The organism is Sphingobacterium sp. Mn56C (assembly GCF_049319645.1).
Taxonomy (GTDB): Bacteria; Bacteroidota; Bacteroidia; order Sphingobacteriales; family Sphingobacteriaceae; genus Sphingobacterium.
Map to the genome: position 1 here is coordinate 57,791 of NZ_JBMOUC010000007.1, position 14,790 is coordinate 72,580.

A 14,790-nucleotide genomic window follows, 5' to 3' on the forward strand; every position below is an offset into this window, starting at 1 on the left:
CATTTAACGCAGCCTTTGGATGAAGAATTTTAAAAGTAGTTTTTTTTATATTGCCGTTATTGGTGGATTCTCAGCATTAATATACTGGATCTTACAAGTTGGGAAGCCTATGGAGGTAGACCGTGAAATCGTAGCGGATAAATCGTCGTTGTCGCAGTGGCAGGAGTTTTTAAACGCTATGGCTCATAACCTACAGCATCCCCTGGCCATACTTTTGGCACAGATTATCGTTATTATTTTAGTAGCCCGGCTTTTCGGCTGGTTATTTAAAAAAATAGGTCAGCCCTCGGTTATTGGCGAGATCCTTGCCGGTATTGCACTAGGCCCCTCCTTCTTCGGGATGTATTTCCCCGAATTTTCAGCCTTACTTTTCCCTGTTGAATCGTTGGGCAACCTCCAATTTTTAAGCCAGATCGGGCTTATTCTTTTTATGTTTGTGATTGGCATGGAGCTAGACTTAAAAGTATTGCAAAACAAAGCCCATGATGCCGTTGTTATCAGTCATGCCAGTATTGTATTTCCGTTTGCCTTAGGCGTGGGCTTAGCGTATTTTATATACGAAAACTTCTCCCCGATGGGCATAGAATTCTCCTCTTTTGCCTTGTTTATAGGCATATCGATGAGTATTACAGCCTTTCCGGTATTAGCAAGAATAGTACAAGAACGCAACCTCCAAAAGACAAAATTGGGCACTATAGTTATTACCTGTGCTGCCGCCGATGATATCACGGCTTGGTGTATTTTGGCCGCAGTAATCGCTATCGTTAAAGCCGGATCTTTTGTAAGTTCGTTGTACATTATAGCACTGGCCGTGGTTTATGTTTTAGTGATGATAAAGGTGGTGCGCCCGTTTTTAAAACGTATCGGCGATCTGCACTCCACACGCGAGAACCTTAGCAAACCTATCGTCGCCATCTTTTTCTTAACCTTAATTATCTCTGCGTACTTAACCGAGGTCATAGGTATTCATGCTTTATTTGGTGCATTTATGGCCGGCGCCATCATGCCTGAGAATATGAAGTTTAGAAATATCTTCATCGAAAAAGTAGAGGATGTGGCTTTGGTTTTGTTATTACCTTTATTTTTTGTGTTTACAGGCTTACGCACACAAATTGGCCTGCTGAATGATGCTTACTTATGGGAGATCACCGGATTGATTATTCTAGTCGCCGTAATCGGGAAATTTGTAGGATCGGCCTTGGCAGCAAAATTTGTAGGGCAAAATTGGAAGGATAGCTTAACCATTGGTGCACTCATGAATACCCGTGGTTTAATGGAGCTGGTGGTGTTAAATATAGGCTATGATCTTGGTGTGTTAGGGCCTGAAATATTTGCTATGATGGTAATTATGGCTTTGGTAACCACGTTTATGACCGGCCCAGCCTTGGATTTGTTCAACAAAATTTTTAAAGATAAAGAAGAGGATACATCCTATGGCGTAAGCCAGCTTAATAAATACAATATTTTAATTTCTTTTGGTAACCCGGAACGGGGGCGTTCGCTATTGCGCCTGGCAAGTGGCTTGGTAAAAAAACAAGATAAAAGCTCGTCTATTACGGCGATGCACCTCACGTCAACGCAAAATCTGCATCAGTTTAATATCGCCGAATATGAAAAGGAAAGTTTTGAGCCTATCGCTGCCGAATCGCAACTTCTAAACCAACCTATGGCGACCTTTTTTAAGGCTTCAAGTAATATAGAGGCTGATATTGTTGAAATTGCTAACGAAGGGCATTATGACCTTTTGCTGATCGGTGTAGGACAGTCGATTTATGATGGTTCTGTGTTAGGCCGTATACTAGGATTTACAACGCGAATAATCAACCCTGAAAAGCTGATGTATCAGGTTATGGGAAAACAAAATATCCTAAACACGGGTGTTTTTTCAGACAATACCATTCAGATTATCCATAAGTGTAAAATCCCGGTAGGAATATTGATTGACAAAGAGTTAAAGAAGCTTGATCGTATACTCTTAACCCTATTTACGGAAGCAGATTTGCCGTTGTTGGAATATGCGCAAAAGCTCATTCATAACAGTGGATCCCATGTCACGATACTGGACTTAAATCAAATCGTCTCGCAGGATCAAAAGAGTTATGAATTGCTACGCAATATTGAACAAACGGCACCTAACCATATTACATTCCGCCTGAACCAGGAGATTGATGCAGAAACATTTACCGACATGGATTTATTGCTGCTTAGTAAAAACAGTTGGACGCAGCTTTTTCAAAACAAAAATCTTTGGCTTGCAGCCATTCCAACAACGCTGATTCTTAGCAACACCGCTAAACTATAAGCTTATACCTTCTATTTAAAAAAGCTGCCCTCCAATAATGGGGGGCAGCTTTTGTTTGCGCTATAGCTACTAGAAAGAATAGCGCTTAAATTTAAAATTTAGAAAACTATTAAATTATTATACGATTAATCTCTTCTGCCAAAAAGAATACTAGCATAATACAATAACGTTACTAAGGCCGATAGTGCAGCAATAACATAGGTCATTGCAGCCCATTTTAAAGCATCCTTCGCTCCGTCATGTTCCTCTCTGTTGGGGGTAACATTGGATCTGTCCAACCAAGCTAATGCACGGTTTGATGCATCGAACTCTACCGGAAGGGTTACAAAACTAAACAATGTCGTTATTGCCAAAGCTGCAACGCCGATTTCCAATAATAGAAAAGACTTCGAGTATATCGCCAGGATAACGCCTATCATTAAAGTAAAGGATACAATTTTGGACGAAAAACCTACAATAGGTACCATAGCGGATCTAAACTGTAGCCATGAATAGGCTGTAGCATGTTGCACCGCGTGACCACACTCATGTGCCGCGACAGCTGCCGCCGCAACACTACGTCCATGGTATACCTCCGGACTTAAATTTACCGTTCTGTCGGCAGGGTTATAATGATCGGTAAGTTGCCCGTCTACAGAAATAATATTTACATCATAAATATTATTTTCGTGTAGCATTTTTTGTGCTATCTCAGCGCCAGATAAACCTGAGGTCAGCGGCATTTCCGAGTACTTCTTAAATTTATTCTTAAACCTTGTCTGTACAATCCAACTGATTATACCTATCCCAATTAATAAAATCCAAATTGTCATATCTTAAAAATTACGTAAATATTCGATTTAGTATGCTTTTAAAGGTATTATCAACTATAATTCCAAAACCCTAAATTACTAAAAAAACCTGTCATTTTGGCTCCCAAAGCGGAAGGCAACATCTGAAAAAAGTCATTTTTACCTGGGTTAGAGACAGACTGTCTCGCAAAAGCTTAAATTTTAAACCCTAAAAAAAAAGCTTTTGCTCTTTTGAAGTTAAAAGAGCAAAAGCTTCCTCAGTTGATTTATCTGGATTAAACGTGCTTCTTAAAATTGAAGGGCAAGATTATGATTATCGATCATACGGCGTAAATTATTTAATGCATAGCGCATTCTGCCCAAAGCGGTATTAATACTAACTTGACAAATCTCCGCAATATCCTTAAAGCTCATATCACAAAACAAACGCATAATAAGCACCTCTTTTTGGTCGTCCGGAAGTTTTTGAATAAGTCTTTTCAAATCTACATCCATCTGCTGCTTAACCAGTTTACGCTCTGAATCTTCTTCCGAAAAATCCAAAACCTCAAAGATATCATATCCATCACTGTTTACAACAGTTGGGCTGCGTTTTTCTTTCCTAAAATGGTCAATCACCATATTATGAGCAATTCGAATTACCCAAGGTAAAAACTTACCCTCTTCGTTATATCGACCCGATTTAATCGTATTTATAACTTTAATAAAAGTCTCTTGAAAAATATCCTCTGCCAAGTATGCATCTTGGGTACGAATATAAATAGAGGTATAAATCTTACTCTTATGCCGATCAATCAATGTCTTTAGGCCACATTCGTCCCCATCCATATACATTTTAATCAATTCTTGATCGGTCTTTTTTTCTATAATTCCCATAATAATTCCCTAATTATAAGTTAGAGTTCAAAAACAAAAAAAGAGTAAGTGTGTTTCGATAGGCTTTTGTGTACTTAAATATGTAAAATTAGTATAACTGCTGAATTATTTATCCAAAGTAGGTCAAAAATACCGCTTATTCAAAATAAGCGATTTCTTTTAACATTTCTTCACATTTTATAACAAAAATTGTACCAAGTAAGGGCTAAAATAAAAAAAGGGGGAGCTGCATAATTTGCAGCTCCCCCTTTTATAAATAATACGTTTTATTTCTATTTGTACAATGGAAACTCTGCCATCATAGCCTTCACTTTATCATGAATTTTAGCCAGCTGCGCTTCGTTATTGCGGCTTTGCAATGCCTCGTCGATAAAAGCACCAATCTGAACGATTTCTGTTTCTGTAATACCACGCGAAGTTATAGCTGCAGTACCGAAACGTACACCTGAAGTTACAAATGGTGAGCGTGTATCAAAAGGAACCATATTTTTATTGGTTGTGATACCTGCTAAACCTAAAACAGCTTCTGCTTCTTTACCCGAGATATCTTTATTACGTAGATCTACCAACATTAAATGGTTGTCGGTACCACCAGAAATAATGTTATAATCGCGCTCCACAAAGAATTGTGCTAATGCCTGTGCATTCTTTTGAACTTGTTTTACATAGCTCAAATAATCGTCTGTCAAAGCCTCCCCATAAGCGATTGCTTTAGCAGCGATAGTATGCTCTAATGGGCCGCCTTGAATACCTGGGAAAACGGCAAGATCTAACAATTGTGTAATGGTACGTATTTCACCTTTAGGGTTCGTTAAACCCCAAGGATTTTCGAAGTCTTTACCTACCATAATCATTCCACCACGAGGACCACGAAGTGTTTTGTGGGTCGTAGTTGTTACGATATGACAGTGTGGAAGTGGGTCGTTTAATAAACCGCGTGCGATAAGACCTGCAGGGTGAGAGATATCAGCCACAACAAGCGCACCTATTTGATCTGCAACGGCACGAATACGTGCATAATCCCAATCACGAGAATAAGCCGAAGCACCACAGATAATAACTTTTGGTTTTTCACGTAATGCTGTTTCCTCCAATTGTTCGTAATCTAACAAACCAGTATCGGCTTTCACGCCGTAAAACAATGGCTGGTACAATTTTCCAGAGAAATTTGCCGGAGAACCGTGTGTTAAGTGACCGCCGTGAGAAAGGTCAAAACCTAAAATCTTGTCACCAGGTTTAAGAATGGCTAAAAATGCCGCAGCATTTGCTTGTGCACCAGAGTGAGGCTGAACGTTAACCCATTCTGCTCCGAACAATTGTTTTGCTCTATCGATAGCGATGTTCTCAATTTGATCGACAACTTCACAACCGCCATAGTAACGCTTTCCTGGAAGGCCTTCTGCATATTTGTTCGTTAATACCGAACCTGCAGCTTCCATTACCTGCTTACTTACAAAGTTCTCTGAAGCAATAAGCTCAATGCCTTCTTCTTGACGTTTTAGCTCATCTGCAATAAGATTAAAGATAGCTTGATCTCTTTCCATTATTATCTATATTTTTTATTGGGTGTGGAGAATATTTATTTCTTCACGCAAATATACGACAATCTTATTTTTTAAAGGAATTCTTTAGCACTTCTTTTCGAAAATATAGCGTCTATTGCAGATTTATCAATTTTAAACCGCAACATGCGTTTTCCTGGTTTTAATGTTGAAAAATTGTCAAAAATATTTCATCTTACCTAATCTCTTGTTTTTTATGTAATTTTGTTGCATTGAAAATTTAGTAAAGCCGTTAACTATGAGTACACAAAATATAACATCAGCAGCTCCTGTAACCTTAACAGCGGGGGCCTTGAGCGAACTTAAGAAACTAATCGACCAACAAGAAATTGGTGCCGACTTCGGGTTACGTGTGGGCGTTGAAGGTGGTGGTTGTTCGGGAATGAGTTACATCCTTGGTTTCGACCAAAAGAAAGATGGCGATACCGAGTACTTTATAGAGGGTATCCGTTTGTTTATGAACAAAGCGCATGGTATGTACCTTGCCGGCATGGAAATAGACTTTAAAAATGGATTGGATGCTAGAGGTTTTACCTTTAACAATCCAAATGCAAGCAGCACTTGTGGCTGTGGCAGCAGTTTCTCTGCTTAATTTTTATTACATAATACTGTTGTAAAAAAGGGACTTCTAAATTATAGAAGCCCCTTTTTTGCGGTATACTTACCGGTTGATGCTGCTATTTACAATCAGCATGTTGCAATATAAAACACCTTTACGCCAAATACAGCCTAAAAACCTTCCTGCCAATACGCTATACCAAATAAAAGCACTTAATTTCAGCTAATACCCCGGCAAAGGCTCCAAGATTACAATAAACAAGCGTTGCAGGCTTTTAGCTTTCCTTTTTAATCATTAAATTAGCAACCTTTAAAATTTGATTTATAATTACGTGATGTACAAGGAATATAAGCAGTTAAATTTACCGGAAATCGGCAAGGAGGTATTAAAACGTTGGGACGCAGAAAACATCTTCGCGAAGAGTATTTCGAATCGACCAGCGAACAAGCCATACACATTTTATGAAGGGCCACCTTCAGCAAATGGTATGCCAGGCATTCACCATGTTATGGCCCGCGCAATTAAGGATATTTTCTGCCGTTATAAAACCCTAAAGGGCTTCCAAGTAAAACGTAAAGGCGGCTGGGATACCCACGGCCTTCCAATTGAATTGGCTGTAGAGAAGTCTTTAGGGATTACAAAAGAAGATATCGGCACTAAAATTACCGTGGAAGCGTATAACAATGCGTGTAAGAAGGAGGTAATGAAGTATACTGACCTTTGGAACGACTTGACTGTAAAAATGGGCTATTGGGTAGACTTGGAAAACCCGTATATCACCTACCAAAATGAATATATCGAAACGTTATGGTTCTTATTAAAGGACTTATACAAAAAAGGATTATTATATAAAGGGTATACCATTCAGCCCTACTCGCCTGCCGCAGGAACGGGATTGAGCTCGCACGAGCTGAACCAACCGGGCACGTATAAGGATGTTAAGGATACAACTATCGTTGCGGAGTTCAGGCTTGATAAAAAGCAGCTTCACCCTATGATGCCTATATTATTGGAGTCGGAAGAGGAGGACTTGGCATTTATCGCGTGGACAACAACTCCTTGGACGTTGCCTAGTAATACGGCTTTGGCGGTTGGTAAGAATATAGATTATGTTAAAGTACGTACCTTCAACCAGTATACGGGCGAACCTGTATCGGTAATTTTAGCACATAACTTACTGGCAAAGCATTTTAAAGCGGAGGGTGAAAATGCATCGTTCCAGGATTTTAAAGTGGGCGATAAAATTGTGCCTTGGGAAAAAGCGGCTGAATTTAAAGGGGCTGATTTAGTGGGATTGCGCTACGAGCAGCTGTTGCCGTATATCACTTCTGAGGAGTTAACAGCGCATGCTTTCCGCGTTATTCCGGGTGATTTTGTTACGACTGAAGATGGTACGGGGATTGTACATATTGCGCCTACTTATGGTGCGGATGACTTTAGGGTGGCGAAGGAAAATGGTGTTCCGCCCATCATGGTGAAGGATGAAAATGGTAAGGAGGTGCCTACAGTAGATCGTACCGGACGCTTTGTAAAGGAAATAACCGACTTCGCAGGCCGCTTTGTTAAAGATGAATATTATGCCGATTCGGTACGCGCAGATAAAGATTTCCGCCCTACGGATGTTTTAATCGCTATTAAGTTGAAAGAGGATAACAAGGCTTTCGACGTTAAAAAATATGAACATACGTACCCGCATTGCTGGCGTACAGATAAACCGGTATTATATTATCCATTGGATAGCTGGTTTATTCGTACTACTGCTGTGAAGGAGCAACTGGTAGCCTTAAATAAAACAATTAACTGGAAACCTGAAGCGACAGGAACTGGACGCTTTGGTAACTGGCTGGAAAATTTAGTGGACTGGAACCTTTCGCGCTCGAGATATTGGGGTACGCCGTTGCCAATCTGGCGTTCGGAAGATGAAAATGAGGAGGTTTGTATCGGCTCTATGCAGGAATTGAAAGCGTACTTAACGTCTTCTTTAACCTCAGATGTGCTCTCCGATGCTGAAAAAGCTATTAACAGTGAGTATTTGGCAAAATTTGGAACGGAAGAACTGGACTTACACCGCCCTTATGTGGATCATATTGTGTTGGTATCCGAAGCTGGACAGAAATTATTCCGCGAGCCGGACTTAATCGATGTATGGTTTGATTCGGGTGCTATGCCGTATGCGCAATGGGGGTTAGATTATGATAAATTGGCCAATGGCGATGCCTTACCGTTTAAGGAGGCTTATGACCATGCTTTCCCTGCGGATTTTATTGCCGAAGGGGTGGATCAGACGCGTGGCTGGTTCTTTACTCTACACGCGATCTCGACCATGGTACGTGGTTCTGTTGCCTTCAAAAATGTGGTTTCCAATGGTTTGGTGTTGGACAAAAATGGAAACAAGATGTCGAAACGCCTAGGTAATGGTGTCGATCCTTTTGCTACCATTGAAAAGTATAGTGCCGATGCTACACGCTGGTATATGATTAGTAATGCAGCGCCGTGGGATAACTTAAAATTTAACGAGGAGGGCTTGGATGAGGTTCGTCGTAAATTCTTCGGTACCTTATACAATACTTATGCGTTCTTTGCGCTCTATGCTAATATTGATAACTTTAGTTATGCAGAGCCCGAAATTGATTTGGTAGACAGACCGGAAATCGACCGTTGGATCCTTTCTTTATTGAATAGCTTAAGCCAGGAGGTGGATAGTTTTTATGCCGATTATGAGCCTACAAAGGCTGCCCGTGCTATCCAGTCTTTTGTAGATGAGCACTTGAGCAACTGGTACGTTCGTTTATGCCGCCGTCGTTTTTGGAAGGGTGATTATAGCCAGGATAAGATATCGGCTTATCAAACATTATATACCTGTTTGGATACCATTGCCAAATTAATGTCGCCTATATCGCCGTTTTTTGCCGATCAGTTGTACTTGGATTTAAATGCTGCGACCAACAAAGAGCAGTTTGAATCGGTACATCTTGCCGACTTCCCTACTTACCATCCTGATTTGGTTGATAAGGATCTGGAGGAACGCATGGCCTTAGCACAAGATATTTCTTCATTAACGTTGTCGTTGCGCAAAAAGAGCAGCATCAACGTGCGCCAACCGTTAAATAAAATATTGGTTCCGGTATTGGATGCCGCTTTCCAGGAGAAGGTGGAGAAGGTAAAGGATTTAATCTTAACCGAAACAAACATCAAAAATATTGAGTTTATTACGGATACAGCGGGTATAATAAAGAAAAAAATTAAACCTAACTTCAAGGCGCTGGGGGCTAAAGTGGGTAAAGATATGAAGTTGGTTAGTGCTGCTATACAGTCTTTTACAGAATTACAGATTGCAGCTTTAGAAAAAGCGGGCGATTTGCTGATAGCGGGAACAGCACACCGTATTACGCTTGCTGATGTTGAAATTATCGCTGAGGATGTAGCCGGATGGCAGGTGGCAAATTTAGGCAACCTTACTGTGGCTTTGGATGTGCAGATAACAGCAGAACTAAAACAGGAGGGTATCGCAAGGGAGCTTATAAATCGTATTCAAAACCTGCGTAAGGAAAAAGGCTTCGAAGTGACTGACAGAATTAAGCTACAGTTACAAGAAAATAATATGCTTACGCAAGCTGCCAACAATAATTTATCGTATATTTGCACCGAGATATTAGCTGATTCAATAAATTTTGTAACGGATGTCGTTACAGCGGATTATATCGAGATCGAAGACCAAAAGATCAAGGTGTTAATCGAAAAAAACTAAAGTATGGGAGAAAATACAGAAAAAACACGGTACAGCGATACTGAACTGCAAGAATTTAAAGATATTATCTTAGAAAAATTGCGTATCGCAAAGGAGGAATTATTGGCTTTAACATCAACGTTAAGCAATAGCAATGCAAATGGTACGGATGATACTGCAGGAACTTACAAGACTCTTGAGGATGGATCAGCAACGTTGGAGAAAGAACAAACCAATCAGCTTGCGGCCCGTCAGAAGAAATTCATCGATAACTTGGAGGCAGCCTTGGTGCGTATTGAAAACAAAACTTATGGTATCTGTAGAGAAACGGGTAAGTTGATTCAAAAAGAACGGTTAAAAGCTGTTCCACATACGACTTTAAGCATTGAAGCAAAAAACAAACAATATTAAAGATTTACCCCATTGGGTTGCCGTCCTCAGGGTCGACAACCCAATTTTACTATTTATATGAAAGGCTATACAAGACCCATCTCTCTCATTGTAATTATTTTATTAATCGATCAAATTTCTAAATTCTGGGTAAAACTTAACATGACTATTGGTCAAGATTTTAAAGTCTTGGGCAATAAATTTCTTATTCATTTTATCGAAAATCCAGGCATGGCTTATGGCATGGAGTTTGGCGGTGAATATGGCAAGTTGTTTTTAAGTGTGTTCCGTATTTTAGCCGTTTCCGGGATTGGTTATGGTTTGCATTACATGATTAAGAATAAATATAACCGTGGTTTTATTCTTAATGTAGCCTTAATATTTGCTGGTGCTTTAGGGAATATCTTGGATTCCGCCTTCTATGGTCTGATCTTTAGTGAAAGTACATTCTATGAAAAAGCATCTTTATTTCCTGCTGAAGGGGGTTACGGCTCATTTTTACACGGAAATGTTGTGGATATGCTGTACTTCCCGCTGATTAGCGGCACCTTCCCTTCTTGGGTGCCTGTTTGGGGTGGCGAAGAATTTTTGTTCTTCCGACCGATTTTTAATATTGCCGATTCGGCAATTTCTGTAGGTGTTGTTCTTATCCTATTGTTTCAGAAAAGGTACTTCAAAGAGGAGCACAAAGAGGAAGATAGTGTGCATAGTGAGATTTTAGAAGATTAAAATATGTAGCTTTTGGCAGTAAGGCCGTAAGCTTTAAGTTGTATAGTTACTATAGGCTTAGGGTTTACGGCTTTTTTTATGTAACCCTAAATTTATTATGAAAAAATTACTTGTATTCCTGGTTGTTCTTGTTTTCTCGGGCTCCGCTTTTTCCCAGGAGATTGCTACTAAAAACCTTAAAAAACATATTTCTTTTCTTGCATCCGACAAAATGAAAGGTCGGGCAACCGGAAGTAAAGAGCTCGATAAGGCTGCGCGCTATATCGAAAAGCATTTTAAACGTTATGGACTTCAGCCTTTGGGTACACAAGGGTATCAACAGCTTTTTGAGGCTAAAGTTACGCGAGTTTCCGTCCCTGATAGCATCAAAATGGCTAAAAATATAATTGGTTTTCTGGATAATAATGCTCCCTATACCATTGTAATTGGTGCACATTACGATCATTTGGGCTTGGGCACCTTCGGTGGATCTAAAGACTTAGCGAATATCGGTAAGATTCATAATGGCGCCGATGATAATGCCTCCGGCGTTGCCGGACTTCTTGAGCTGGCGCGCTACTATTCGAGGAATAGCCGGATAGAGAATTTTAATATGCTGTTTATTGCTTTCAGCGCCGAAGAATTGGGACTGCTGGGCTCTACATACTGGACTCAAAACCCTACCCTGCCGCTGGATAAGATTCACTGGATGTTGAATATGGATATGATTGGTCGCTATAACCCCGATAATGGCTTGGCAATTATTGGCTACGGAACGAGTAGCAAATTCCCGGAAATCTTCGAGGGGATAACCAGTGATATTAAATTCTTCAGGTCTAATGATGGCAGCGGAGGCTCGGACCAGACTTCTTTTTACCGAAAAAATATCCCGGTCTTATTTTTCCATACCGGAGGGCATGAGGATTACCATAAAACGGGGGATGATACCGAAAAAATTGATTTTAAGGCCTTAAAATCAATTCTAGAGTTGGAGGTTAAGGTCTTGGATAATTCAATGAAACAGCCTAAAATGGATTTTATCTGGACCAACTAGTATGATGCGTATATTGATAACGGGATCCAACGGATTTGTAAGCCAAAAATTTTGTGAACAGTTTAAGGCGGAAAATCGCCCTGGAGCGCTTTTAGGGGTTTCCAAATCTACGAACAGAAACCCGAACTTAAAAAGTACCGAATTTCAACAAATTGACCTTTCGGATTTTGAGGCCTTAAACAGGCTGCTTGTAACATTTAAACCTACCCATATTCTGCATACAGCGGCCGTTACGGCTGTAGAAACCTGTGAACAGCGACCTGAACGGGCGCAGCAGCTGAATGTCGACCTTACCGCTTTCCTAGGGGCATATGCCAAAGAGCAGGGCTGTCACCTTACCTTTATATCCACCGATTTTGTCTTCGACGGAATAGCGGGGCCATACCTTGAAACTGATCCTACTAACCCGAAAAACGTTTATGGCAGTACCAAGGTTGAAGCCGAGCAGCGCCTGTTGGCCTTAGGCGGATCGATGGCGATATTAAGGACGATATTGCTGTATGGCGCTGTGGCCGACCTACAGCGTAGCAACTTGGTGTTATGGGCAAAAAAACAATTGGAGGCTAATCTTCCTATAGATGTGGTGAGCGATCAATGGCGTATGCCCACCTGGGTCGATGATCTTGCACAGGCCTGCTGGCTGTCGATGGTACAAAGGGCCGAGGGTATATTTCATATCTCCGGAAATGAAATGCTCTCTATCGAAGAGGCAGTACGGCAGGTAGCGGATTTCTGGAACCTTGATAAAACACAAATAACACCTATTTCGTCTGCACAAATCGGGCAGGCCGACAACAGGCCTCAACGTACTGGTTTTAGTATAGAAAAGGCGAAAAAGGTATTGGGTTATAATCCTACAGCATTTGTTGTATCTTTGCAGGAGATTGATAAACAACTAAAAGCGTATTTACAATAAATGGAAGCGAAGAGAGCACAGGAATCGTATACAGAAATGAACGAATTGGTATTACCCAACGATACCAATACCTTTGGAAACCTTATGGGCGGACGCCTTTTATATTGGATGGACATCTGTTCGGCAATGGCGGCACAAAAACATTGTAAAAATGTGGTCGTAACTGCCTCTGTAGATAATGTATCCTTTAAGCGTTCTATACGTTTAGGAGAGGTAGTAACCATACAGGCACAGGTAACACGCGCTTTTAATACTTCGGTAGAGGTAAGAATGGAAATCTTTGCCCAGAACCTACCGCTAGGCATCAAGGAGAAATCGAATGAAGCGTATTATACCTTCGTTGCCATCGATGAAAATAGCCGTCCTATCCCCGTACCGCAGGTACAACCGGAAACCGAATTGGAATGTAAACTGCACAACGAGGCACTACAACGTAGACAGATGCGCCTGATTTTGGCGGGAAAGCTAAAGCCCGAAAATGCCGTAGAATTAAAAAGTCTTGTCGAGTTATTCGATCATAAAGGCTAATAACCGTATCGAGGCTTTCAAAATGCTGGCCTCGATATCGGATATCCGATGTTACGTAGGGTAAAGTGCTTACCCCTTTTTAAATAATAAGGCCTATAAAAGGCGTATACGAAACATTTACAAGCCATCCGAATTTGCTGGAGTGCTACAGATCGCGGCTAGAGGGATAGGCGCACAGGAAACCATTTTTGTACCCTGTTGGGCAAGGAGACGATGTCTTTTACCCAGACAGAAAATAAAGTCCAAAGGCCAAAGGCCAAAGGTTAACCGGGCTTCTGGTAAGCCCATAAAAAAATGCCTTCCACAGATGTGAAAGGCATTTTCGTTACAGGTTCATCGTATTACTCTTCGTTGCCTAAGGCTACAATACGATCAAATTCCTCCGCTTTCAACGGCATGACCGAAAGTCTTCCCTGTCTTACCAAAGCGATATCCTGCAAAAAGGGATCGGCTTTAATCGTCTCCAAAGTAACCGTTTTCTTAAACGTCTCCACGGGAGCTAAATCTACAACGACCCAATTTTTATCCTCGGTAGTAGGATCCTGGTAATATTCGGTTACCACCTTTGCAATGCCTACAACTTCTTTCCCCTCATTGCTATGGTAAAACAAAACTAGATCGCCCTTTTTCATGGCTTTCAGGTTATTGCGTGCCTGATAATTACGTACGCCATCCCAAAAGGTCTGTCCATCTTTATTAAACTGCTCCCAACTGTATTTAAAGGGTTCTGATTTTACTAAGAAATAGTTCATATACAAAGCTTTTATAGATAAACACCCGAAATTAAGAACCCTGCTGTTCCAATATTTCCATTTTATCGGCATAGTGCGCGCAATAATCACGCAGATCGCCAATTACTTTTTCAGCCATAGGATCGCCACCTGACGCACGCAGGAACGAATCGCCCATAGTCTGCAATGTTTCATAAAAGAATCTTTTCATTTCGTCGTAAGGCATATCCTTGGTCCAAAGGTCTATACGCAATGAGTTTTTGTACTGCGCATCCCATAAGGCTAGGAACATCGCTTTTGCCGGCATAGTGTCGGCCGTTTGACCATCCGTTGATGACCATTGAATCGTATCTGGAACGTTATTTTCGTCCAATTCTACATTAAGTTTTATTTCTGCTTTTTTCATTTATATGACTTTCAATACAAGAATCAGTACCGATACCAACAACACAAAACCTACCTGCACATACCATAGCGTCTTCATATGCTTAAACATCAAGCGAAAGGCTTGATCGATAAGTATAATCATTACCAGTAATGCCATAAGCCAACCCAAGGAAATGTACTGTCCATTTCCTTTGCCATACTCCGAGATATACCATACCAGAATACATGCTAAGGTTATATTTAGCGGTGTTAGTTTCAC

14 protein-coding genes are annotated in these 14,790 nt (G+C 40.7%); 8 read left to right on the plus strand and 6 right to left on the minus strand.

The features are described 5' to 3' along the window. Positions 1–19 precede the first annotated feature (19 nt). Entirely contained in the window at positions 20–2,302 is a 2,283-nt protein-coding gene (locus ACL9RF_RS15185; protein ID WP_422801486.1) for a cation:proton antiporter, read from the plus strand. A gap of 125 nt (positions 2,303–2,427) precedes the next feature. On the opposite strand, the gene ACL9RF_RS15190 is transcribed toward ACL9RF_RS15185, so the two are convergent. The 3 genes from ACL9RF_RS15190 to glyA form a co-directional block, all read right to left on the minus strand. Beyond that, positions 2,428–3,114 carry a zinc metallopeptidase gene (locus tag ACL9RF_RS15190; RefSeq protein WP_422801487.1) on the minus strand — a complete coding sequence of 229 codons (687 nt, stop codon included), beginning with the start codon at positions 3,112–3,114 and terminating at the stop codon, positions 2,428–2,430. Positions 3,115–3,381: 267 nt separating this feature from the next. After that, positions 3,382–3,969, minus strand: a complete 588-nt coding sequence (locus tag ACL9RF_RS15195; RefSeq protein ID WP_422801488.1) for an RNA polymerase sigma factor — start codon at positions 3,967–3,969, stop codon at positions 3,382–3,384. A gap of 272 nt (positions 3,970–4,241) precedes the next feature. Beyond that, positions 4,242–5,513, minus strand: a complete 1,272-nt coding sequence (glyA, locus tag ACL9RF_RS15200) for a serine hydroxymethyltransferase (protein ID WP_422801489.1) — start codon at positions 5,511–5,513, stop codon at positions 4,242–4,244. Positions 5,514–5,769: 256 nt separating this feature from the next. Between glyA and ACL9RF_RS15205 the strand changes: the two genes are divergently transcribed. The 7 genes from ACL9RF_RS15205 (at position 5,770) to ACL9RF_RS15235 (ending at position 13,413) form a co-directional block, all read left to right on the plus strand. Then, positions 5,770–6,123 carry a HesB/IscA family protein gene (locus ACL9RF_RS15205; protein WP_422801490.1) on the plus strand — a complete coding sequence of 118 codons (354 nt, stop codon included), beginning with the start codon at positions 5,770–5,772 and terminating at the stop codon, positions 6,121–6,123. Positions 6,124–6,424: 301 nt separating this feature from the next. Then, on the plus strand, positions 6,425–9,838 hold the full coding sequence (gene ileS, locus ACL9RF_RS15210) for an isoleucine--tRNA ligase (RefSeq protein WP_422801491.1): 3,414 nt from the start codon (positions 6,425–6,427) through the stop codon (positions 9,836–9,838). 3 nt (positions 9,839–9,841) lie between these two features. Next, positions 9,842–10,228: a TraR/DksA family transcriptional regulator gene (locus ACL9RF_RS15215; protein ID WP_422801492.1), complete on the plus strand. Its 387-nt coding sequence runs from the start codon at positions 9,842–9,844 to the stop codon at positions 10,226–10,228. A 57-nt stretch (positions 10,229–10,285) separates the two neighbouring features. Then, a complete protein-coding gene (locus ACL9RF_RS15220; RefSeq protein ID WP_422801493.1) occupies positions 10,286–10,936 on the plus strand; it encodes a lipoprotein signal peptidase in 651 nt (216 codons plus the stop codon). A 97-nt stretch (positions 10,937–11,033) separates the two neighbouring features. Beyond that, positions 11,034–11,969, plus strand: a complete 936-nt coding sequence (locus ACL9RF_RS15225; RefSeq protein WP_422801494.1) for a M28 family peptidase — start codon at positions 11,034–11,036, stop codon at positions 11,967–11,969. A gap of 1 nt (position 11,970) precedes the next feature. Next, on the plus strand, positions 11,971–12,885 hold the full coding sequence (locus ACL9RF_RS15230; RefSeq protein ID WP_422801495.1) for an SDR family oxidoreductase: 915 nt from the start codon (positions 11,971–11,973) through the stop codon (positions 12,883–12,885). Next, entirely contained in the window at positions 12,886–13,413 is a 528-nt protein-coding gene (locus ACL9RF_RS15235) for an acyl-CoA thioesterase (RefSeq protein ID WP_422801496.1), read from the plus strand. 341 nt (positions 13,414–13,754) lie between these two features. Here ACL9RF_RS15235 and ACL9RF_RS15240 read toward each other — a convergent pair whose 3' ends face one another. Genes ACL9RF_RS15240 through ACL9RF_RS15250 form a run of 3 tightly spaced genes read right to left on the minus strand, consistent with a single transcriptional unit; the run spans position 13,755 to position 14,790 of the window. Further along, on the minus strand, positions 13,755–14,165 hold the full coding sequence (locus tag ACL9RF_RS15240) for an EVE domain-containing protein (RefSeq protein WP_422801497.1): 411 nt from the start codon (positions 14,163–14,165) through the stop codon (positions 13,755–13,757). Between the two features lie 31 nt (positions 14,166–14,196). Beyond that, positions 14,197–14,550 (minus strand): gliding motility protein GldC, encoded by a 354-nt coding sequence (gene gldC, locus ACL9RF_RS15245; protein ID WP_422801498.1) that lies wholly within the window; start codon positions 14,548–14,550, stop codon positions 14,197–14,199. Beyond that, positions 14,551–14,790, minus strand: coding sequence for a hypothetical protein (locus ACL9RF_RS15250; protein ID WP_422801499.1), 240 nt, complete (start codon positions 14,788–14,790; stop codon positions 14,551–14,553).